Genomic DNA, 22274 nt, shown 5'->3' on the forward strand with positions numbered 1-22274 from the left:
CACACGCGGCCGCGAAGCCGCGTTGACCTATTCAGATTGCCACTATGCTGACTACGATTCGCAACGAACCGGCTGCGACGGTTGCTTCTACTGGTTCCTCCGCTGCCGCTAGCGCTACCGTGAGCGAAGCGCCGAGCCAGGCGCTGGCGATTGCGCGCAAGTACGCGGCGCTATCGCCGGAACGTCGGCGGCGGTTTCGCGAGAAGGCGCGCGAGCAGGGTATCGATCCCGCGCGTGTGCCGATCGTGCCGTTGTCGCGCGAAGTTGATGACGCAACTAAATCAGCAGACGCAGAAGCGTCGAGCGCCGATGCGTCTTCTTCGTTTTTCGCGCGCGGCAACTTATCCGCTCGCTCCCGCGCAGGAACGTCTGTGGTTCCTCTGGAAGCTCGATCCGCTGAACCCCGCGTATAACCTGTCGCGCGCGCTGCGTTTGACGGGGCATCTCGATGTGCGTGCATTGCGCCGTGCGTTCGATGCGCTCGTCGCTCGCCACGGCGCGTTGCGTGCACGCTTCGTCGAGACGCGCGGCGTCGCGGCCCAGCGCATCGCCGCGGACGCGTGCTACCTGTGGCGCGAACATACGCTCGACGATCCCGCGCAATTGCGCGACATGCTGCGTGCCGCCGCGCGCGAACCGTTCGATCTCGAGCAAGGGCCGCTGCTGCGCGTCGACCTCATCGGGATCGATGCGCAATGTCACGCGCTGTCGATCGTCGTGCATCACATCGTGTCCGACGGCTGGTCGCAGGCGCTCTTCGTTCGCGAACTGGCGGCGCTGTATCGCGCGGCGCTCGATGGTCAGCATGACGCGTTGACTTGCGCACTGCCGCCGCTCGACATTCATTTCGGCGATGTCGCGGCGTGGCAGAACGAATGGGAAGACGGCGCGTTTGCCGACGATCTTGCGTACTGGAAACAGCGCCTTGGAGCCGAGCGTCCCGCGCTCGAATTGCCGTTGGACCGGCCGCGGGCAGCGGTGCGCGGCGTCGAAGGCGGACGCGTGCGGCGCGATGTCGGCCCGGCTCTTGCCGAGCGTCTGCGCGAACTCGCGCGCGCACAGCGCACGACGCTTTTCACCGTGTTGCTCGGCGCTTATGCCGCGCTGCTGTACCGCTACGGCGGTCAGCCGGGCTTGCGGATCGGCGTGCCGTCGGCGGGACGGCAGCGCAGCGAGAGCGAAGGGCTAATCGGTTTTTTCGTCAACACGCTTGTGATCGATGTGGACGTCGACGGCACCATGCCGTGTGCGACGTTGCTGTCGCGACTGCATGAGCGCGTGCTCGAGGCGCATGCGCATCACTCGATACCGTTCGGCCGCATTCTCGACGCGTTGCGGATCGATCGCGAGCTCGGACGCTCGCCGCTGTTCCAGGTCATGTTCAATCTCGAGCAGGCGACGAGCGACGCATCGGTTGCGATGCCCGGTCTCGTCGTTGAGCCGGAGGCGGGCGGCACGGATACGGCGCGTTTCGATCTGGTGCTGAACGTCGTCGACGATGGGCGCAACTTGCGCCTGATGTTCAACTATGCGGCCGATGTGTTCGACGTTGGCACAGTGGAGCGGATTGCATCGCAATACGAAGCGGTGCTTGAGCAGATGGTTGATGATGTGCGGCGAAGGGTTGGATCGTTGACGTTGCCTTTGCAGCATGAAGGGAAGCCGCTGAAGTCCTATGCGTTCGAGTCGCTTGGGATGGCGCTTGCGGCGCAGGCAAAGCGTACGCCGCAGGCGATTGCGCTGCGCTGTGAAGATGAGTCGCTCACGTATGCTGAACTTGATGCGTGGTCGGCGGCAATTGCTTCGCGGCTCATCGCTCGAGGTGTCGGTGCTGAGCGGCGCGTGGGATTGTGTGTCGCGCGAGGACCGGCGCTGATCGCGGCGTTGCTTGGGATTATTCGCTCCGGTGGTGCGTTCGTGCCGCTCGACCCGGATTACCCGGCCGCGCGCCTCGCGCAGATGATCGGCGATGCCGGGATCGTGCAGGTGGTGGCGGATGCGGCGAGTGCGGCGCGGGTTGGTGAGGTGCTTGCGGGGTGTGAAGTAGTGGAGGTAGGGGCAATGGCGGTAGCTGCGGCTGCTGCGGAAGCGCACGCGAAGGCGAAGGCGCAGTCACAGTCGCAGTCGAACGTTGCTTCTGCGGCGCCACGGACGGGCGCAGCGCGCGAGTCACTGATGGGCACTGAGACACCGCAACACTTTGACGCAGAAACGATGATAAGCACAGCCACTGAGCAAGAGTCGAAGCCGCACATTGACGTTGCGCTGCACCCCGACCAGCTCGCTTACGTGCTGTACACCTCGGGCTCGACCGGCAGACCCAAGGGTGTCGGCGTGAGCCACGGCGCGTTATGGACGCACCTGCGGGACTTCCTCACAACCTACGGCATCAGCGACGACGACACAGTGCTCCACTCATCGACGATCAATTTCGACGTCGCGTTGCACGAAACGCTGCCTGCACTCCTGCGCGGCGCGACGGTCGAAATGCGCGGGATGCAGCCGTGGGATCTGCAAAGCCTGAGCGAACGGCTGGTGAAACGGCAAGTGACATTCGCGCGGATTCCGACGGCGCTGTGGCAGCAGTGGCATCGTCATGCGCCGCCGCGCGCGCAGCTTGCGCTGCGCCAGGTGACGGTCGGCGGCGAGGCGCTGCCTGGCGACGCGCTCGCGCGCTGGCGCGACGGACCGCTCGCGGATATCCGGCTCGATAATCTTTACGGACCGACGGAGACGACAGTCGCCGCGTTGTATCGCCACACTGTGGCCGACGATGTTCACGAGGTGACGGTGCCGATTGGCCATCCGTATCCGGGCCGCACGGCGCGCGTGTTCGACGCATTCGGTGATGAAGCGCCGGTCGGCGGGCTCGGAGAACTGTGCATCGGCGGGCCGACGGTGGCGCGCGGTTATCTTGGCCGCGCGGGTCTCACCGCGGAGCGCTTTGTGCCCGATCCGCACGGCGCGCCGGGCGCACGCATGTACCGCAGCGGCGACCTGTGCCGCATGCGCGCGGACGGCACCGTGGAGTTTCTCGGACGGCTCGATCAGCAGGTGAAGCTGCGCGGGCAGCGCATCGAACCGGGCGAGATCGAGGCGGTGCTGCGTCAGTGCGAGGGCGTGCGCGAGGCGGCGGTGATTGTCGTCGGAGAAGGGCAGACGCAGCGGTTGGCGGCGTATGTGGCGGGCGAGGGTGGCGCGGTAGAGGCTGACGTGGCGACGACGGATGCAGCAAGTACCGCTGCAAAGACAGGCGCAGCAACGACTACCACGACGACATCACCCACCCTCGACACCGCACGCCTTCTCCGCGAACTCGAGCACAAGCTTCCGGCCTACATGGTCCCGTCATCGGTGACGATACTCGCGCGGCTGCCGTGGATGCCTAACGGCAAGCTCGACCGCGCCGCTTTGCCCGCGCCGCAGACGGGCGCGCGCGAGTGCGTGGCGCCATCGAACGAGATCGAATCGGTGCTGCTGTCGATCTGGAGCGCCGTGCTCGGACGCGACGATCTGGGCGTCACCGACAACTTTTTCGAAGCCGGCGGCGACTCGATCCAGAGCCTGCAGATCATCGCGCGGGCGCGCGAGGCGGGCTGGCGGCTGACACCGCGGCAGATCTTCGAGCATCCGACGGTGAGCGGTCTCGCGCAGCGCGCGCAACGGCTCGATTCGCACATCGCGCATGAGGTCGACGACGGCGCGCCGCTCGCACTGACGCCGATCCAGCGGCTGTTCTTCGAGCGATATCCGCAAGGGGAATCGCACTGGAACCAGGCGGTGCTGCTGAAGGTGAAGGGGCGGCTCGTGCCTGAGGCGCTCGAGCGCGCGGTCGCGGCCCTGGAGGCACGCCACGACGCGCTGCGTCTGCGCTTCGTAAAAGAGGCCGGGGAGTGGAAGCAGACCGTGGCGAGCGGAAAGTCTGCGGACACAGTGACAGAAGCGACGGACGATTCGCAACCGTCACAAGCGTCGCAAGGCTCACAAGTATCGCTGTCGTCAGAGGAACCGCAGACCACACACGTATCGCAGCCCGCCACCGCCATCGTCCGCCACGAAAAACTCTCGTCGCTCGCAGACCTTGCAACCGCCTGCACCAACATCCAGTCGAGCCTCGACATCGAGCGCGGCCCAATCTGGCGCGTCGGCCACTTCGAAACTCAAGACGAAACCCGTCTGCTGATCGCGATCCATCACCTGTCAGTGGACGGCGTCTCGTGGCGCGTGCTTCTCGAAGAACTGCAAACCGCCTACGAACAAGCAGAACGCAACGAACCCATCCACCTCCCGGCCCCGTCGATGCCCTGGCGCGCATGGGTCCGCCAACTTCATCAGTACGCCGAATCATCCGAGCGTGTCGCTGAACTCGCATGGTGGCAGACCGCGCTCGACGCGCCCGCATTGCGCGCCGGCCCGCTGTTTCCGGCCATCGAGCCGCATCCGCAGCCGCAAAAGACGCTGCTGAAAAAGCTCTCGCCCGAACTCACCGCGGCGCTCCTGCGCGAGGCGCCGCGCGTGTACCGGATGCGTGTCGACGAAGTGCTGCTTGCGGCGCTCGCGCGCGCCATCGGCGATGCGGTGTCGCGTGATGAAGTGCTCGTCGAGCTGGAAGGCCACGGCCGCGAGGACGTCATCGACGGTGCCGAGCTGAGCCGCACCGTCGGCTGGTTCACGAGCCAGTATCCGCTCGCGTTGCCGCGCGGCATCGACGCGGCCGATGCGCTGCTGCAGGTGCGCGAGCGTCTCGCGGCCGTGCCGTTGCGCGGGCTCGGCTGGGGCCTGCTCTCCTGTTGCGCGGACGCCGCGAGTCGGTCGGCGCTGCGCGCGCTGCCCACGCCGGAGATCGGCTTCAACTATCTGGGCCGCTTCGATCAGACTTTCGACGATGCAAGCCGCTTCGGCTTCGCGGCCGAAACGCCGGGCGACGCCATCGCACCCCGCGCGCGGCTGCCCGACCGTGCGCTCGACATCAACGGCTGGATTGCCGGCGATTCGCTCGCGCTCAACTGGGGCTACGCGCCGCAGTTCGTGTCGGACGCGCTCGCCGAAAAATTGCTGGCGTCGTTCGAGTCGTCGCTCGTCGCGCTGGTCGAACATCTGCGCACCGCCACATCGCAACAGCAACCGCAACAGCCACAACAACCACAAGCCCCCAAACCGCGCCCACCCGTTCCCGATTCCGTCGAAACGCTGGCGCAGCGCGACACCATCGCCGCAAGCTGGACCGCGCGCGCCGTATACGAAGCCAGCCTGCCCGCGCCTCCCGCCGATGCGCTCGCCGCCTGGTTCGCGCGACGCCGGCCTCAAGACGCAAACGCTCGCGCCCAGGCCGCACGATCGCCCGCCGTGCCGCTCAACGCACTCGGCGCGCCGGCAACGCTGTTCTGTCTGCACCCCGGCTACGGCATGGTCGGCGAATACCGCACGCTCGCGCAGGCGCTGAACGGCCGCGTGAGCCTGATCGCCATTCAGGCCCCGGCTGTGCGCGGCGAGCCGTGGCAAGGCGACACGTTCGAAGCGCTCGCTGCGCACTACGCCGACAGCATCGAAGCGCTCCAGCCGCACGGCGACTACGCGCTGCTCGGCTGGTCGTTCGGCGGCCGGCTCGCGATCGCCATCGCGGATCATTTCGAGCGGCGCGGCATGCGCGTGTCATTCGTCGGTATCGTCGATACGGCGACGCATCGGGAGGAGGGCGCCGGCTCTCCCACCACCGTCAACGAAGACGAAGGCGAAGACAGTGCGCCGGCCGCCGCGCTCACGCTGCTCGACAACGCCGGTCCGTCGCTGCTCGGGGACGCGCTCGCCGCCGATGCGTTGCACGCCGATCTGATGTCGCGGCATGTGCTGCCGCGCATCGCCTGCGATCTGCATGTGTGGCGCGCGCTGCGCATCGCCGATCCGCGTCGCAGGATGGCGTGGGCGGACCACACGCGGGGCCGGCTGCACGAGTTCGACGTCGATGCGAGTCATTCGAGCATCGTCCACCATCCGATTCTTGCCGCGCAGCTTGCGCAGTGGTTCGCACCATCGGCGTCGCAAAGCGAGGCGACGGCACGCACTCAGCCCGATCCCGTCGCCGATTTCCACCGCTAGCATTTGCCAGCCGCTGGCGCGACGGGCGCGCGTTTCGCCCGCATCGCGCCAACGGCTGTGTCTCCCGTTCCCCACAGTTTTATTCGCATTGAATGCGAACGATTATTGTTTACATTACTATCCCGTCTTGAGAGAATCACCGGGCACCAGGCCGGCGTCCGCGCGTCTGGCTTGATTCGGGGATAGAAGAAAGGGGATCAAGAAGAATGAAGGTTGAGAAAGCCGGGAAATGCGTTGCTTTGCGGGAGCGCGGCTTGCCGCACCCGCGTCCGATTTACGTCGCGTTGATGCTGGGTCTGGCCAGCCTCGGCGCGCACGCGCAGGAATCGCCGGCCGCTGCATCGGGCACGGACGCCGCGAAGGAATTGCCTGCCGTTCAGGTGCGCAGTTCTGCTGAAGATCCGCTAGGGCCGGGCGTCGGCTATGTCGCCAAACGTTCGATGACCGGCACCAAGACGGATTCGTCGCTGCTCACGAATCCGCAGAGCGTGTCCGTCGTCACGCGCCAGCAGATGGACGACCAGGGCGCGCAGACCGTCGATCAGGCGCTGCGCTACACGCCGGGCGTCTATTCGCAGGACGGCACCGACATCCGTTTCGATCAGCTTTACGGCCGCGGTTTTCCGCTCGACTCGTATCTGGACGGCCTGCATCTGTACCAGTCGCCGCGCTTCGCCACGCCGCGCATCGACCCGTACTTCATGGAGCGCCTGGAAGTGCTGCATGGCCCGGCGTCGGTGTTGTACGGGCAGGGCAGTCCGGGCGGTCTCGTCAATTACGTGAGCAAGCTGCCGATGGAGCAGCCCTATCACGAAGTGATGATGCAGATCGGCAACCACAACAACTATCAGTTGGGCTTCGACCTGAGCGGTCCCGTCGACAAGAACGGCACCGTGCTGTATCGGCTCACGGGCGTCGCGCGCACTGCGGAGACGCAGGTCAGCGACATCAAGGACCAGCGCCTTGCAATCGCGCCGTCGGTCACGATCCGGCCGAACCGCGACACGACGTTCACGCTGCAGGGCAGCTTCCAGCGCGACCCGAACGGCGGTCTGTTCAACCCGGTGCCCGCCGGCGCGACGTTGTTTAGTAACCCGAACGGTCAACTCGGGCCGGACAAATATTTCGGCGATCCCGACCGCGACGGCATGCATCGCACGCAGTACTGGTTCGGTTATCAGTTCGATCACGCGATCAACGACAAGATCAGCGTGTCGCAGAATCTGCGCTATCTGCATATCGACCAGCATTATTACCAGACCTCGGTGACGAGTGCGCTCGGCGCGAATCAGCGCACGGTGTCAATGTGGGGCAACGTCGACAACGAGCACTACACGCAATTCCAGGTCGACACGCACGCGCAGGCGAAGGTAGCGACGGGCGCCGTTCAGCACACGTTGCTGTTCGGTCTCGACTATCAGCGCTCGATGCTCGGCGATACCGAAGGCAACTCCGTCCTCGGTACGGTGGATCTGTACAACCCGAACTTCTCGTCGCTGCCGACGCAGCAGGCCAACACGCGCCTCGATTATTCGTTGAGCACGGTCGGCGTGTATGCGCAGGACGAAGCGCGCTGGCGTAACTGGGTGCTCACGTTCGGCGTGCGCCAGGACTGGACGGGCGGCAATCAGCAGACCACCTTGCTCACGACGGGAAAGGGCAGCATTTACCACACGAACGATCATGCGTTCACGTGGCGCGCGGGCCTCGCGTATCAATTCGAAAGCGGCATCGCGCCGTATGTCAGCTATTCGCGGTCGTTCCAACCGGTGCTCGGCGCGACCTATTCGGGCGCTCCGTTCTCGCCGACGAAGGGCCGGCAGATCGAAGCGGGCGTGCGTTATCAGCCGAAATGGTTTGACGGCTTCTTCTCGCTCGCGGCGTTTACGCTGACGCAGGACAATGTGTCGGTGGTCGATCCCGATCATCCGGGCAACGCGATACAGACCGGCCAGACGCGCTCACGCGGCGTCGAGTTCGAAGCCCACGCGAACGTCACCGCCGATCTGAAAGTGATTGCGTCGTACACCTATCTGAACCAGCAGGTGACGAGCACCACGACGCCCACCAGTTTCGGCAAGCGTCCGACCATCGCGCCGCGCAATACCGCTTCGCTGTGGGCCGATTACACGTTCCACCGCGGACCGCTGCGCAACTTCGGCGTCGGCTCCGGCGTGCGTTATATGAGCAGTTCGGCGGGCGATGCAGCGAACACCTTCACCGTGCCGGGGCGTGTGCTCGTCGACCTCGGCGCGCACTACGACATTCAGAACTGGCGCCTGTCGCTCAATCTGAACAACGTGTTCGATCGCGAGTACATCTCGTACTGCACGACCGCCTCGGTGTGCTACTGGGGCGCGACGCGCACGGTGCTGGGCACGGCTCGTTACCAATGGTGATCGGCATGACGAAGGGCCCGGCGGATCGCATGCGGCACACGTCGCCATGACGGCAAGCGTGCGCTTTAACGGCAAGCGGCGCCTCGCGCTTGCGGGGTTGGGCGCGGCCGCGCTTATGGCGGCGGGCGCACGGTCGGCGCGCGCGGCGGATGCAGCGGGTGCCGTTTCTGCGGCCGCTTCGATTTCAGGCTCGGCCGCAGGCTCAGCAGCGGCGCCCGCCGCTCGCGTCGTCGTGCTCGACTGGCCGCTGACGGAAGTCGTGTTGTCGCTCGGCGTTGTGCCCGTCGGCGTGTCGCGTCCCGCGTGGTATGCGAAGCTCGACGGCGTGCCGGCGTTGCCGCCGTCGGTCGTCGATACCGGCTTGCTGTATCAGCCGAACTTCGAAGTGCTCGCCGCGCTAAAGCCCGAGCTTATCGTCATCACGCCGTGGCACGCGCCGCTGCGCGGGTTGCTCGAACGCATCGCGCCGACGCTGACGGTGCAACTGTTCGGCCCCGGCATCGACGTCTATCCCGCTGTTCACGCCGCGACCCGCAAGCTCGCCGACGCGCTCGGCCGCAACGCCGCGGCCGATGCGCTGTTCGCGCAAGCCGATGCCCGCGTCGCCGATGCGTCCGCGCGTCTCGCGGGCTTTCGCGCGATGCGGCGTCCCGTCTATCTACTGCGTCCGATCGACGACCGTCACATCGCCGTATTCGGCAGAAACAGCCTGTTCGGCGGCGTGCTCCACGCGCTCGGAATCGATAACGCGTGGCAGGACTTCGCCGATCCGCAAGGCATGACCGAAGCGGACCTCGGCGCGCTCGCACGACATGCCGATGCGCAAGTCGTCACCATCGGCGTGCCGCCCGGCGTCGCGGCGCAACTCGCGCGCAGCCCGTTATGGGGCGCACTGCCGTTCGTGCGGCAAAACCGCGTCCGGCACATCGGCCCGTTGCCGGCGCTCGGCGGCCTCGTCGCGTCGATGCGTTTCGCCGACAGCCTCGCCGGCGCGCTGCAAGGAGTCACCCAATGAACCGCTCGACGGCGACTGTCACCGCGGCCGCGCCGCGCGCGTGGCGGCTGCCCGCGCTGCTGCTGATGCTGGCCGCGTGGCTCGTTTATCACACACTGTCCGCGCGGCTGCCTGTCGCGCAATGGCCCGGCGCGCTGTTGCCTCGCGCCGATGCCACGTTGCCGCAGCTTGTCGTGCGCTATGGCTGGCTGCCGCGCTTCGCGATCGCGCTGATCGCCGGCGCGGCGTTGTCGCTGGCGGGCGTGGTCTTTCAGCAGGTGCTGCGCAATCCGCTTGCCGAGCCGCTCACGCTCGGCGTGTCGGCGGGCGCGTATCTCGCGTTGACGATCGCCGCGGTGGCCGCGCCCGCGCTCGCCGTCGACATGCGCTTCGCGGTGGCGCTGGCAGGCGCCGCGCTCGCGATGTTCGCCACCATGGCGATGACGTGGCGCAAGGGCTTCGCGGCAGTCTCCATCGTGCTCGCGGGCATGATCGTGAATCTGTACTGCGGCGCATTGTCAGTGATCCTGACGATTGTGTTCGAGCGTTCGTTGACGTCGGTGTTCATCTGGGGCGGCGGCTCGCTCGTGCAAAACGGCTGGGCGAGCGTCGTGTGGCTGCTGCCGCGCGTGCTCGCCTGCGGCGTCGCCACGGCGCTGCTGGTGCGTCCCTTAACGCTCTTTTCGCTCGACGACGGCAGCGCGAGCCAGCTCGGCATGTCGCTGAAATGGACGCGTCCGCTCGCGCTCGGCGTCGCCGTCACGTTGAGCGCGTTCGTGGCGAGCGCGGTCGGCGTGATCGGCTTCATCGGATTGGGCGGGCCGGTGCTCGCGCGCCTGATGGGCGCACGCCGCGTGCGCGATCAGTTGCTATGGGCGCCGTTCGTCGGCGCACTGTTGCTCGCGATCGCCGATCAGGCCGTGCAGAGTTTGCCGAGCGTACTCGGCGAACTGCTGCCGACGGGCGCGGCGGTCGCGCTCTGCGGCGGGCCGCTGCTGCTGTGGATGCTGCGCCGCGTGCATATCGAGGCGCCGCGTCCCGCGTCTGCGGAGAACGCGCCGCCGCGGCGCGCGTTAACGATGCCCGCACTGCTGCTCGGCGTCCTGCTCGTCGCCGCGGTCGTCGTGTCGCTGCTCTTTTCGACGACGCTGCACGGCTGGCAATGGACCGGCGCGCAGCAATGGAGCGACGTGTGGTTCTGGCGCGTGCCGCGCCTCGCCGCATCGCTGGGCGCGGGGGTGATGGTGGCGCTCGCGGGGACGATCCTGCAACGCGTCACCGGCAATCCGATGGCAAGCCCCGATCTGCTTGGCGTGAGCGGCGGCGCGATGCTCGGCATGCTGGCCGCCGCAGTCGTGGCGAGCGCGCCGTCGACGCCCGTGCTGCTCGCGGGTTCGTCGGCGGGCGCGCTGATCTGCCTCGTGACGATCGTCGCGCTCGGCCGCCGCAGCGGTTTTGCGCCGGAGCATGTGCTGCTTGCGGGCATCGCCCTCAGCGCGTTTTCGCAGGCGCTGGTCATGCTCGCGACGGCGAGCGGTGGCGCGTACGCGAACCTCCTGCGTCCGCTGCAATATGGCTCGACCTACCTGATCGCGCCGGCGACGGCAATCGCCGTCGGCGCGTGTACGGTCGTCGCGGTGGTCGTCGCGTATCTGGGCGCGCGTTGGCTCGAGATCCTGCCGCTCGGCGCGAACGTGGCGAATGCGCTCGGCGTCGGCGCGCAACGCGCGCGGCTCATGCTGCTCGCGCTGGCCGCGATCCTCACGGCGGGCGCGACGGTCGTGATCGGCCCGATGTCGTTCGTCGGCCTGATGGCGCCGCATCTCGCGCGGCTGCTCGGCTTTCCGCGCGCGCGTTCGCAGATGGTCGTCGCGGCGCTGATCGGCGGCTTGCTGATGGTGCTGTCGGACTGGCTCGGCCGCAACATGATTTTTCCGCAGCAACTGCCGGCGGGCGTGATCGCGACGCTTCTGGGCGGGCCTTATCTAATGTGGTTGCTGCGTCGTTGATGCGTCGAACAAGTTGAGCCGAGGCGCGCATCGCGCGCCTCATGACTCTCGACGAACCCCGCTGCGTCAGAACGAAAACGTCGTATTCAACATCACGAGCCGCGCTTCGCCGACCGCGATAATCAGATTGCTGTTGCTCGACGGATAGTACGTTTTGTCGAACACGTTCTTCACATTCAGTTGCACATGCGTCGGGATCTTGCCGATCTTCGTGTCATAAGCGGCGAACAGGTCTGCCACGACATAACCTGGCAACGTGAAGCTGTTGGCCGTGTCGCCCGGACGCTTGCTCACTAGCCGCGCGCCGCCGCCAAAACGCCATTGCCCCGGCAGATACGGCAGCATCGTGTCGTAGACGGCGAAGACACTGCCGGTATGGCGCGCCGCATTCACGAGGCGCGTGCCGTTGTCGCGGTCGGTTGCGTTCGTGTATGCATAGCTGCCGATCACGCTCACGTGCTGCGTGACCCGTCCGGCCACATCGAGCTCGATGCCGCGCGACCTCGCGCTGCCCACCGTTTCCGTCGTATCGCCGACCGTGACCGCCACATTGTTCTTGTCGATCTGATAGACGGCGAGCGTGCCCGTGATGCCATGTGCGTCGAACTTGAGGCCCGTTTCATAGACGCGCCCACGCTCCGGCGCGAGCGGCTCGCTCACTTGCGTGGCGACGTTCGGCACGAACGATTTGCTGAAGTTCGCGTACGCGGACAGCGCCGGCGTGAGCCGGTAAACGAGGCCGAATTGCGGCAACCACACCTGCCCATGCGAGTGATCGGCGATCACGAACGGACGGCCCACGCCCGACAGTTGCTGCCAGTTCTCCCAACGCAGGCCGCCGACCGCGATCAGCCTGTCGGTCAGATGAACCGTGTCTTGCGTCACGACGGAATAGGTATGCACCTTCGACAAGCTGTCGCTCTGCGTCGCGCTCGGCGTGCCGCCCGGCGACAGTTGTCCATAGACGGGGGCGAACAGATCGAAGCCCGACACCGCCTTGCCGCGTATCGTGTCGCCGCGGAAGCTGCGCTGACGCTCGTACTCACCGCCGACGTACAACTCGTGACGCATGCCGCCGAGCTTCAGATTGCCGAGCACGCCGACGGTCGCGATTTCGTCGGAATCGTTGCGCTGCAGGTTCGCATCCGACGAGCGGCTCATGATGCCGGTCCTGCTGTTGAACGCCGTCGCGCGCGTGATGTACTGGTCGTAGCGGTCGCGGCTCCATCCGTAGGTTGCGCGCACGCGCCATTCGTCGGAAAAGCGGTGTTCGATTTTCGCGCGCAGCGTTTCCTGCTCGCCTGAGTTTTGTGCCCACGCTTCTTCATAGCGCGTGTAACGCAAGGCATCGTCGGGATGACCGTTGACGAGCACCGTGCCGCGGTCGAACGGCGTCGTGTAGTCGACGTACTGGTAGCTCACGTCGATCGACGTATTCGCGTCGTGCCACGACAGCGACGGCGCGATCAGCGCGTCGCGCTGGCGTCCGAAGCTGCGCCAGTAGCGCGCGGTGTTGTACTCGCCGGTCAGGCGAAACGCGAGCGTGCCGCCCGCGACCTGGCCCGCTTCGCCGATCGGGCCGGTGAGGTCGAAGCTCGTGCCGCTGCCGCGATGGCTCGTGTAGTTCGCGGAGACCGAGCCGTGAAAAGTGTCTTCCGGTTTGCGCGTGATCAGGTTGATCACGCCGCCTGGCTCCTGAATGCCGTAAAGCAGCGAAGCGGGGCCCTTGAGCACTTCGACGCGGTCGATCGTCGCGAGATAGTTGTGAAGCGTCGGCGAGCGCATGCCGTCGACGAGAATCGAGCCGTCGTCGTTCGAGCCGAAGCCGCGCTTGATGAACGCATCGCGCGTTCCGCCGAGCGTGTTCGTTTGCGTGATGCCGCTCACGTTGCCGAGCACGTCGTCGAGCGTGCGCGCCTGCTGGTCCTGCATCACGCTCGAGCTGACCACCGCGACGGACTGCGGAATGTCGCTGATTTTCGTCGCGATGCCGCTCGCGGTTTCACTCGTGCGCGGACGATAACCGGCGGTCGGGTCGGCGAGCGCGGCGGCCTGCACGGCGACCGCCGGCAGTTCGGTGGGGGCGGCGGTCGAGGCGGCGGGCGGGGCGCTCGCGGCATCCGGCGAAGCGGCGGCGGCGAGTGCGGCGGGCGCGGTCGCCATGTACATCAACATCGAAAGGGGAATGCGGAGGCCGCGGCGGCGAAAGCGGCCTGGCGGCACGGAGGTTTTGACGAAGCGCATGGATGGTTTGAACGACAGATTCCTGGACGACGCGTATCCCGCACCAGAGCGGCCGGGCAGCTCAGCGGCGTCGGTTGTTATTAAGGATGCGAGAGGATAATGTAAATGAGAATGATTATCAAATGAAAACATAATGACGCGGACTCGCGGATGCCCACCGCGCCAGCAAGACCGGCTGCGTTGCTCTAAACTAGCCGCCGCTCACGCCAGCCACGCCAGCCACGCCAACACTCACGACCTCGATGCCTCCCGTTCCCGCCGACTCCAGCGACACCGCCGATTCCTCCTCCGTCAGCCTGCCGAAGCAACCGGCGTTTCAACGCTTCTGGTGCACGCGCATTCTCTCGTCGCTGTCGTTCCAGATGCTCGCGGTCGCGATGGGGTGGCACATCTACGCGCTCACGCACAGCGCGTTCGCGCTCGGCCTCGTCGGACTCGCGCAGTTCCTGCCGATGTTCCTGCTGACGCTCGTCGTCGGTCACTTCGCGGACCGCTACGATCGCCGGCGCATCGCGGCCATCTGTCAAAGCCTCGAAAGCGTCGCGGCATTGCTGTTCGCGTGGGGCACCTTCGGCGGATGGATCAGCGCACCCGTGATTTACGTGCTCGCTGCCTGCGTGGGCGCGGCGCGCGCGTTCGAATCGCCGGCGGTCGCGTCGTTGTTGCCCGGCGTCGTGCCGCGCGGACAATTGCCCAAGGCGACGGCGTGGGCGACCTCGGCGAACCAGACCGCGCAGATCGCCGGTCCCGCGCTCGGCGGTCTGCTTTACGGCATCGGTCCGGGCGCCGCTTATCTCGCGTGCACGCTGTCGTTCGCCGCCGCGGCCACAGCCGTGTGGGGCATTCCGCTGCGCGCGAAGCCGGCGAGCCGCGCGCCCGTCACGCTCGAATCGGTGTTCTCGGGCATCGCCTTCATTCGCAAGCAACCGGTGATACTCGGCGCGTTGTCGCTCGATCTGTTCGCGGTGCTGTTCGGCGGCGCGACCGCGCTGTTGCCGGTGTTCGCGCGCGATGTGCTGCATACCGGGCCGCTCGGGCTCGGCCTGTTGCGCTCGGGCACCGCGATCGGCGCGCTCGCGGGCACCATCTGGCTCGCGCATTTTCCGCTGCGCAACCGGCCGGGCGCGGCGATGTTCGGCGGCGTGATCGCGTTCGGCGTGGCGACGCTCGTGTTCGGCATGTCGCATCAGTTCATCGTGTCGCTGCTCGCGCTGATGGCGCTCGGCGCGTCGGACACCATCAGCGTCGTCGTGCGTCTGTCGCTCGTGCAGCTTCGCACGCCGGATGAAATGCTCGGACGCGTGAGCGCCGTCAATTCGCTTTTCATTGGCACATCGAATCAATTGGGTGAATTCGAATCGGGTGTCACGGCCGGCTGGTGGGGCGCGCGAACGGCGGTGCTGGTCGGCGGCATCGCGACGATCACGGTCGCCTTGCTGTGGATGAAGCTCTTCCCCGAACTGAGGAACACGCGTTCGCTCGAACGCGAAGAGGAACTGGCGCCGAGCGCCTGAGCGGCGCGCGGCTTTGCACGGCGCGCTATTCTCGTTCGATGAGAAGCGGCTTCTCGTTCAGGCCGGCTACCGCGCCACGGCTCATGCGCGTAAGGTTGAGCGCGTCACTTGCGGGAATGCCCGCCAAGGAGCCGTTTCATGACACACCCTGACTCGCACCAGCACGCTTATCCGAGCGACATCGCGTTCACGCCCACGGTCAAGGCATTGCAAAGCCGCAACGGTTCGCGCGATGCGTATGCGCGGATGGAAGAAGAACACGGCTGGCAGACGCGTCTCACGCCCGACGTCGCGGGTTTCATCGAGCAGCAGACGAGCGTGTTTCTCGCGACCGTCAGTTCGGAAGGGCAGCCGTATATCCAGCATCGCGGCGGTCCCGCCGGTTTTCTGCGCGTGCTCGACGATCACACCATTGCGTTCGCGGATTTTGCAGGCAACCGGCAGTACATCACGGCCGGCAATCTCGCGGAAAATCCGAAGGCGCATCTGTTTCTGATGGACTATGCGCATCGCCGGCGCATCAAGATCTGGGGCGAGGCGCGCGTGGTCGACGACGATCCCGCGTTGCTCGCGAAGCTGATGCCCGAGGGTTACAAGGCGCGCGGCGAACGCGTGATCGTGATGACGGTGCGCGCGTGGGACGTCAATTGTCCGAAGCATATTCCGCAGCGTTTCGAAGCGGCGGATGTAGCCGCCGCATTGCAGGAACGCGACGAGCGCATCCAGCAACTCGAGGCGCAAGTGGCCGAGCTTAAACGCGAGGCAGCGGTTCGCGGCGATTGATGCGCGCGCACTCGTTCCGTAGAATCGTGGCGCTTAGCGCGTGACATATGACGCTTGCTTGCAAGCGCAACGATTCGCGCGATCACGAGGAGAATGCGCATGAGTCTGCACACCACGGAGCCGATCGCGGCGACCGTTTATCGCGGCAATTCTGTTGAAAACACGCACCGCGCGCATGTCGCGGTTGTCGATGCCGCCGGCCGCCTGCTGTATTCGTTCGGCGATCCGTCGCGCGTCACCTTGGCGCGTTCCGCCGCCAAGCCGGCGCAAGCGCTCGCGGTGCTGGAAACCGGCGCGCTGGAGCGCTTCGGTTTCGACGATGCGGACCTCGCGCTGATGTGCGCGTCGCACAGCAGCGAGCCGCGTCACATCGAACGTGCGCGCGGCATGCTCGCGAAGGCGCAGGCAAGCGAGGCGGATCTTCGCTGCGGCGGTCATCCGCCGCTCTCCGATGCCGTGTACGCGGACTGGATCAAACGCGATTTCAAGCCGGGCGCGGTGTGCAGCAACTGTTCGGGCAAGCACGCGGGCATGCTCGCCGGCGCGCGTTCGATCGGCGCCGCGCTGAGCGGTTACGAAGAGCCGGATCATCCGTTGCAAGTGCGCGTGAAGCACACGGTCGCGGACGTCTGCGATCTGCCGGACGAGGGCGTGCAATGGGCGATCGACGGATGCAATCTGCCCACGCCGGCCTTTGCGCTGGACCGTCTTGCGCGACTCTTCGTCAAGCTGGCCGCTGCCGAGGATGAAGTGTCCTCCGGTGCTTCCAACGCTGAGCCTACTTCGCGCACGGCGGCGCTCGCGCGCATCTATCGTGCGATGACGGCTTATCCGGAACTGGTGGCAGGAGAGGGCCGCTTTTGCACGCTGCTGATGAACGCGTTCGAAGGCGCGCTGGTCGGGAAACTCGGTGCGGACGGCAGTTATGCGATCGGCGTGCGCGCGTCGAAGCAGACGGCGGCGCACACAGGCAAGGAGGGCGCGCAAGGCGCACTCGGCATCGCGGTGAAAGTCGAGGATGGCAACGTCAGCGTGCTATACGCGGTGGTCGCCGAAGTGCTCGCGCTGCTCGATATCGGCACGGCCGGACAGCGCGCGAAGCTCGACGCTTTTCATGCGCCCAGAACGTTCAACACGATGGGCGTCGCGACGAGCCGCGTCGTGTTTTCGGTTGCGCTCGCCGCGGCTCGGTAAAGCGGGTGTGCGTCGTTAGTGCTGGCTCGGCGCGGCGCGGCCGCGCGGCCGCTTCACATCGTCACGCAGCAGCCTCAGCCGCGGACATCAGCGCAGTACGTATCGCATGCGCGAGCTCGCCCGCCTGGAACTTGGCGACATAGCCGTTTGCGCCAGCGTTCTTCACATGCGCCTCGTTGGCCGCGCCCGTCAGCGACGAATGGATGATCACCGGAACGTCGCGCATCCGCTCATCCGCCTTGATCTGGCGCGTCAGCATGAAGCCGTCCATCTCGGGCATTTCGAGGTCGGTCAGCACCAGCGCGATGCTGTCCTTCACGCGCACGCCATTGGCCTCGGCTTCTTCCGCGACCTGCTGCAAGGTCTGCCACGCCTCTTCGCCGGTCTTGGTCATCACGAACTCGGCGCCGATCGCGGTCAACGCCTGCTCGATCAGCTTGCGGGCAAAGCCGGAGTCGTCGGCGGCAAGAATCTTCGCGCCTGGGCGAATGCCCAGCGCATCGCCCACCGACGTCGGGTCCACGCTCGGATGCTGCGACGGGAACACGTCGCGCAGCACCTGCTCGACGTCGATCACCTGCGCGAGCCGCGAGTCGCCCGTATTGCCGTCGATCCGCGCAATGCTCGTGACGAGATTGCCGCCGGCCGCGCCTTCCGCGGACAGCACCTGATTCCATTCGAGGCGCACGATGTCGTCGACTTCCTCGACCGCGAACGCCTGCGTCGAGCGCGCGAATTCGGTGACGAGCAGGATGTTCAGGCCGCGCGTGGGCTCGCAGCCCATCAGCCGCGGCAGGTCGATCACGGGAATGATCTGCCCGCGAATATCGACCGCACCCATCACGAACGGCGACGAACCGGCGATCGGCGTGACCGGCGGCATCGTCGAAATTTCGCGCACCTTGAACACGTTGATGCCGTAAAGCTCGTGCGCGTCGCTGCCGGGCACCGAGCCGAGACGGTACAGCAGCAACTCGAATTTGTTGGAACTGGTCAGGTTGGTGCGTTCGTCGTGCGCGCGGTTATCTACTGCCATCGAATCTCTCCGGGATTGCGGTGCGTGGGCGCGCGCTTGCGTTGGTTGATGCCGACGCGCTTCTTACTTTCTGTTATCGGCGCGGCTGCCGAAAAATTCAGCGGCTCGCCGGCTTTTGCTGGCAATCCCTGGGTGCGCGCGGTTTTCGCTCACGAGCGGACGGCATTCGTGTGAAGGTTACCTAACGTTACACAAGCGACAGCGTCGTATCACATGGCATCGGGCGCGGCTTCTAGAATTTTTTCCGACGATCGAATGCGGCGCTTTGCGGCGCTTCACGGCAGCAGACGAGCCGGCCGCGGCCTCTCGCGCTCACATGTCCTCGCGCGCCGCATCGTTGCCGTTTCGCTTCCAATCCAAGGAGAACGTATGACCCGCTTGCCTCTCGCCACCATCACGAGCGCCTGCATGGCCAGTCTGCTGATGCTCGCCGCTTCCGCCACGACGGCCAGCGCCCAGACGGCGCCCGCCGCCGCGCCGGACGCGGGCCGTCTGCATGCCGCCGACCAGACGTTCATCGCCGAGGGCACGCAGGCCGTCGCCACGCAACGCGATGCCGCGCGCATCGCGACGTCGCGCTCGACCGACCGCGACGTGAAGGCGTTCGCCGAGCGCGTCTCGGCCGACAACGCCAAAATCACCGACGCGCTGCGCGCGGCCAGCCCGCGCGGCGTCGACGTGCCGAAGAACGACCCCGACACGGCAGTGCTGGCGAGCATCAACAACCTGCGCGGCGCCGAGTTCGACAAGACCTATATCGAGCAGGTCGCGCTGGCCGGCGAGCAGAAGGCGCTGTCGGCGTTCCAGGCGGAAATCGCCTCGGGCCGCGATCCGCTGTTGAAGGATGCGGCGAAGAAGGCGTTGCCTGTTCTGCAGGAGCATTACGCGATGGCGCAGGAACTGGCGCAACGCAAGCACCTGCCGGCAGCAGCGCACTGAGTTTGCGGAGGCGGGCGACGCCGGCGACGCGTCCGCGCCGACCGGCGTAAACTGAACCTCCGTTCAAACGACGGCTATGCCACGGAGATTCATCAATGGAATACAGACATCTGGGTGCGTCCGGTTTCAAGGTGCCGGTGCTGAGTTTCGGCACGGGGACGTTCGGCGGCAAGGGCGAATTTTTTGAGGCGTGGGGCGCGACCGACGTCGCCGAAGCGCGCCGTCTGATCGACATCTGTTTCGATGCGGGCGTGACGATGTTCGACACCGCGGACATCTATTCGCGCGGCGCATCCGAGTCGGTGCTCGGCGAAGCGCTCAAGGGCAAGCGCGACAAGGCGATCCTCTCGACCAAGGCGACCTTTCGTTTCGACGACGGCCCGAACAACGTGGGCTCGTCGCGCTTTCACCTGATTCAGGCGGTCGACGCGGCGCTCAAGCGCCTGCAAACCGACTACATCGACCTCTTTCAGTTGCACGGTTTCGACGCCCGTACGCCGGTCGCCGAAGTGCTGTCCACGCTCGACGACCTGGTGCGCGCGGGCAAGATCCGCTACACGGGCGTGTCGAATTTTTCCGGCTGGCATCTGATGAAGTCGCTCGATACCGCCGACCGCTACGGCTATCCGCGCTACGTCGCGAACCAGACGTATTACTCGCTCGTCGGCCGCGATTACGAGTGGGAGCTGATGCCGCTCGGCATCGATCAGGGCGTGGGCGCGGTGGTGTGGAGCCCGCTCGGCTGGGGACGTCTGACGGGCAAGATCAAGCGCGGCCAGCCGCTGCCGCAGCAGAGCCGCTTGCACAAGACCGCCGACATGGGCCCGCCGGTGCCGGAGGACTACCTGTTCCGCGTGCTCGACGCAATCGACGAGATCGCCGTCGAAACCGGCAAGACCGTCCCGCAGATTGCGTTGAACTGGCTGTTGCAGCGCCCGACGGTGTCGACGGTGCTGATCGGCGCTCGCAATGAAGAGCAGTTGCGGCAGAACCTGGGCGCGGTCGGCTGGAATCTGACGCCCGAGCAGGTCGCGCGGCTCGATGCGGCGAGCGCGGTGCGGCCCGCTTATCCGTACTGGCATCAGGAAGGATTCGCCGAGCGCAATCCGAAAGCGGTTTAAGCGGGCGAGTCGGGGCGCATTTTTAGGTGCGTTGGTTGCCGGTGCCGCTTCCGCAGCGCCCGAAACCAACGCGCGCCTCAACCCTCAATGCGCAACCCTCAATGCCCAACCCTCAATGCCCAACCCTCAAGCCAGCCCGCCGTTCGCGCGCAATACCTGGCCGTTGACCCAGCCGGCCTGCGAACTCGCGAGGAACGCCACCACCGAAGCAATATCCTCCGGTTGCCCGAGGCGCTCGAGCGGCGGCATCTTCGCGAAGTGCTGGATCTGCTCCTGGGTCTTGCCGTCGAAAAAGAGCGACGTCGCGACCGGCCCCGGCGCGACCGCGTTCACGGTGATGTTGCGCCCGCGCAGTTCCTTCGCGAAGACGTGCGTGAACGTTTCGACCGCCGCCTTCGTCGCGCTGTAAATCGCGTAACCCGGCATGTTCAGCGCGACGGTCGTGCTCGAAAAGTTGACGATGCGCCCGCCGCCGTTCATGCGGCCCGCCGCTTTCGCGCAGCGTGTTGAAAGTGCCGCGCACGTTGATGTCGAACGTGCGGTCGTACAACTCGTCACTGGTGTCGGCAAGCGGCGTCGGCTGGATCACGCCCGCGTTGTTGACCAGCACGTCGACCTTTCCCAGTTGCTGCTCGGCTGTCTCGAACATGCGGCGCACGTCGCCGGCTTTCGACACGTCCGCCTTGACCGCGATCGCCCGGCCGCCCGCCGCCTTCAGTTCGGCGACGAGCGCTTCGGCTTCGTTCGAGCTTGCCGCGTAATTGACGACGACGGCGAAACCGTCGTTCGACAGACGGCGTGCGATGGCCGCGCCGATGCCGCGCGAGGCGCCGGTCACGATGGCGATCTGGGCGTTTGTTGTCGTGTTCATGATGCGTTTCCTTGTCGGTAGTGGATCGGTGAGTGAATGATGAACACTTTCTGTTCTGAGATAATCGGGCCGGCCTCACCATCATCATTCCACTTGCTTTAACAAAACGAACCAAAGGGCACGCCAAACATGGACCGTTTCGAGGAAATGCGCGTTTTCGTGCGGGTGGCCGAGCGCCAGAGCTTCACGCGCGCGTCCGACGACCTGCAGATACCGCGCGCCACCGTCACCAATCTCGTCAAGCGGATGGAGGAGCGGCTCGGCGCGCGGCTGCTCGAGCGGACCACGCGCACGGTTCGTCTGACGCCGGACGGCCAGGCGTACTACGGCCGCTGCGTGCGGCTGATCGCCGATCTGGAGGACGCCGAAGGCTCGTTCTCGAACCTCGCGCCGAAGGGCCTGCTGCGCGTGAACCTGCAAGGCACGCTCGCGCGCCACTTCGTCGTGCCGTCCTTGCCGGCGTTTCTGACGCGCTACCCGGACATCGAACTGACGATCGGCGAAGACGACCGGCTGGTCGATCTGGTGCGCGAGGGCGTCGACTGCGTGCTGCGCGCGGGCAACCTGCAGGATTCGTCGATGGTCGGACGGCGCGTCGCGCAACTGCCGCAAGTCACGGTAGCGAGCCCGGCCTATCTGGAAAAATACGGCGAGCCCGCGGACCCGTCGGCGCTCGCGGCGCACCGCGCCGTCAACTATGTGTCGAGCGCGACCGGCAAGCCGGTGCCGCTGGAATTCAGCATCGAAGGACGCAATACGCCGATGCTGCTGCCGGGCGCGGTGTCGGTGACGGGCGTCGAACTCTACACGGGCTCGGCGCTCGCCGGGCTCGGCATCGTGCAGGTGCCGCGCTACCGCGTGCGCGACGAACTCGCGGCGGGGCGCCTGAAGATCATCCTCGCCGGCTTCCCGCCGCCGTCGCTGCCGGTGTCGGTGCTGTATCCGCAGAACCGGCAACTGTCGTCGCGGGTGCGCGTGTTCGCGCAGTGGCTGCGCGACATCTTCGAGACGGCGGCCACCGCGTAAGCGGCGTAGTTCGGGACCCGTGCGCCTACGCAAACGCGCATGCGCGGC

General features: G+C 66.2%; 12 protein-coding genes and 1 pseudogene. 10 read left to right on the top strand and 3 right to left on the bottom strand.

Annotation, left to right across the window (positions count from 1 at the left end):
• Nucleotides 1–309 precede the first annotated feature (309 nt).
• The 4 genes from ABIE53_RS08305 to fhuB all read left to right on the top strand — a co-directional run bounded on the left by ABIE53_RS08305 (nt 310) and on the right by fhuB (nt 11498).
• Nucleotides 310–6096: a non-ribosomal peptide synthetase gene (locus ABIE53_RS08305; RefSeq protein WP_376914971.1), complete on the top strand. Its 5787-nt coding sequence runs from the start codon at nt 310–312 to the stop codon at nt 6094–6096.
• A 206-nt stretch (nt 6097–6302) separates the two neighbouring features.
• Entirely contained in the window at nt 6303–8495 is a 2193-nt protein-coding gene (locus ABIE53_RS08310) for a TonB-dependent siderophore receptor (RefSeq protein ID WP_107708484.1), read from the top strand.
• Nucleotides 8496–8541: 46 nt separating this feature from the next.
• Entirely contained in the window at nt 8542–9510 is a 969-nt protein-coding gene (locus ABIE53_RS08315) for an ABC transporter substrate-binding protein (protein WP_107708482.1), read from the top strand.
• Complete coding sequence (gene fhuB / locus ABIE53_RS08320; RefSeq protein WP_107708481.1) at nt 9507–11498, top strand: Fe(3+)-hydroxamate ABC transporter permease FhuB; 1992 nt, start codon at nt 9507–9509, stop codon at nt 11496–11498. The genes ABIE53_RS08315 and fhuB overlap by 4 nt, the downstream gene beginning before the upstream one ends.
• Nucleotides 11499–11564: 66 nt before the next feature.
• Here fhuB and ABIE53_RS08325 read toward each other — a convergent pair whose 3' ends face one another.
• Nucleotides 11565–13742, bottom strand: coding sequence for a TonB-dependent siderophore receptor (locus tag ABIE53_RS08325; protein WP_374710188.1), 2178 nt, complete (start codon nt 13740–13742; stop codon nt 11565–11567).
• Nucleotides 13743–13984: 242 nt separating this feature from the next.
• Between ABIE53_RS08325 and ABIE53_RS08330 the strand changes: the two genes are divergently transcribed.
• The 3 genes from ABIE53_RS08330 (at nt 13985) to ABIE53_RS08340 (ending at nt 17233) form a co-directional block, all read left to right on the top strand.
• Complete coding sequence (locus tag ABIE53_RS08330; protein ID WP_107708479.1) at nt 13985–15256, top strand: MFS transporter; 1272 nt, start codon at nt 13985–13987, stop codon at nt 15254–15256.
• Nucleotides 15257–15394: 138 nt separating this feature from the next.
• Entirely contained in the window at nt 15395–16039 is a 645-nt protein-coding gene (locus ABIE53_RS08335) for a pyridoxamine 5'-phosphate oxidase family protein (RefSeq protein ID WP_006051161.1), read from the top strand.
• Between the two features lie 99 nt (nt 16040–16138).
• Nucleotides 16139–17233, top strand: a complete 1095-nt coding sequence (locus ABIE53_RS08340; protein WP_107708531.1) for an asparaginase — start codon at nt 16139–16141, stop codon at nt 17231–17233.
• Nucleotides 17234–17294: 61 nt separating this feature from the next.
• On the opposite strand, the gene ABIE53_RS08345 is transcribed toward ABIE53_RS08340, so the two are convergent.
• Nucleotides 17295–18269, bottom strand: a complete 975-nt coding sequence (locus ABIE53_RS08345) for a chemotaxis protein (RefSeq protein WP_006051159.1) — start codon at nt 18267–18269, stop codon at nt 17295–17297.
• Between the two features lie 369 nt (nt 18270–18638).
• Here ABIE53_RS08345 and ABIE53_RS08350 point away from each other — a divergent pair, with 369 nt between their 5' ends.
• A complete protein-coding gene (locus ABIE53_RS08350) occupies nt 18639–19208 on the top strand; it encodes a DUF4142 domain-containing protein (RefSeq protein WP_107708478.1) in 570 nt (189 codons plus the stop codon).
• A gap of 95 nt (nt 19209–19303) precedes the next feature.
• Nucleotides 19304–20329 carry an aldo/keto reductase gene (locus ABIE53_RS08355; protein WP_006051157.1) on the top strand — a complete coding sequence of 342 codons (1026 nt, stop codon included), beginning with the start codon at nt 19304–19306 and terminating at the stop codon, nt 20327–20329.
• A 126-nt stretch (nt 20330–20455) separates the two neighbouring features.
• Here the strand turns inward: ABIE53_RS08355 and ABIE53_RS08360 are convergent.
• A pseudogene (locus ABIE53_RS08360) lies at nt 20456–21200 on the bottom strand (SDR family oxidoreductase).
• 129 nt (nt 21201–21329) lie between these two features.
• Here ABIE53_RS08360 and ABIE53_RS08365 point away from each other — a divergent pair.
• A complete protein-coding gene (locus ABIE53_RS08365) occupies nt 21330–22226 on the top strand; it encodes a LysR family transcriptional regulator (protein ID WP_006051155.1) in 897 nt (298 codons plus the stop codon).
• The last annotated feature ends 48 nt before the right edge of the window (nt 22227–22274 follow it).

Source organism: Paraburkholderia sp. OAS925, assembly GCF_040543975.1.
In the GTDB taxonomy this organism is placed as follows: Bacteria; Pseudomonadota; Gammaproteobacteria; order Burkholderiales; family Burkholderiaceae; genus Paraburkholderia; species Paraburkholderia graminis.

Excerpts from the sequence above, each read along its gene's own strand:
- ABIE53_RS08305 (WP_376914971.1), top strand. The coding sequence starts at position 310 with ATGCGTCTTCTTCGTTTTTCGCGCGCGGCAACTTATCCGCTCGCTCCC.
- ABIE53_RS08310 (WP_107708484.1), top strand. The coding sequence starts at position 6,303 with ATGAAGGTTGAGAAAGCCGGGAAATGCGTTGCTTTGCGGGAGCGCGGC.
- ABIE53_RS08315 (WP_107708482.1), top strand. The coding sequence starts at position 8,542 with ATGACGGCAAGCGTGCGCTTTAACGGCAAGCGGCGCCTCGCGCTTGCG.
- fhuB (WP_107708481.1), top strand. The coding sequence starts at position 9,507 with ATGAACCGCTCGACGGCGACTGTCACCGCGGCCGCGCCGCGCGCGTGG.
- ABIE53_RS08325 (WP_374710188.1), bottom strand. The coding sequence starts at position 13,742 with ATGCGCTTCGTCAAAACCTCCGTGCCGCCAGGCCGCTTTCGCCGCCGC.
- ABIE53_RS08330 (WP_107708479.1), top strand. The coding sequence starts at position 13,985 with ATGCCTCCCGTTCCCGCCGACTCCAGCGACACCGCCGATTCCTCCTCC.
- ABIE53_RS08335 (WP_006051161.1), top strand. The coding sequence starts at position 15,395 with ATGACACACCCTGACTCGCACCAGCACGCTTATCCGAGCGACATCGCG.
- ABIE53_RS08340 (WP_107708531.1), top strand. The coding sequence starts at position 16,139 with ATGAGTCTGCACACCACGGAGCCGATCGCGGCGACCGTTTATCGCGGC.
- ABIE53_RS08345 (WP_006051159.1), bottom strand. The coding sequence starts at position 18,269 with ATGGCAGTAGATAACCGCGCGCACGACGAACGCACCAACCTGACCAGT.
- ABIE53_RS08350 (WP_107708478.1), top strand. The coding sequence starts at position 18,639 with ATGACCCGCTTGCCTCTCGCCACCATCACGAGCGCCTGCATGGCCAGT.
- ABIE53_RS08355 (WP_006051157.1), top strand. The coding sequence starts at position 19,304 with ATGGAATACAGACATCTGGGTGCGTCCGGTTTCAAGGTGCCGGTGCTG.
- ABIE53_RS08365 (WP_006051155.1), top strand. The coding sequence starts at position 21,330 with ATGGACCGTTTCGAGGAAATGCGCGTTTTCGTGCGGGTGGCCGAGCGC.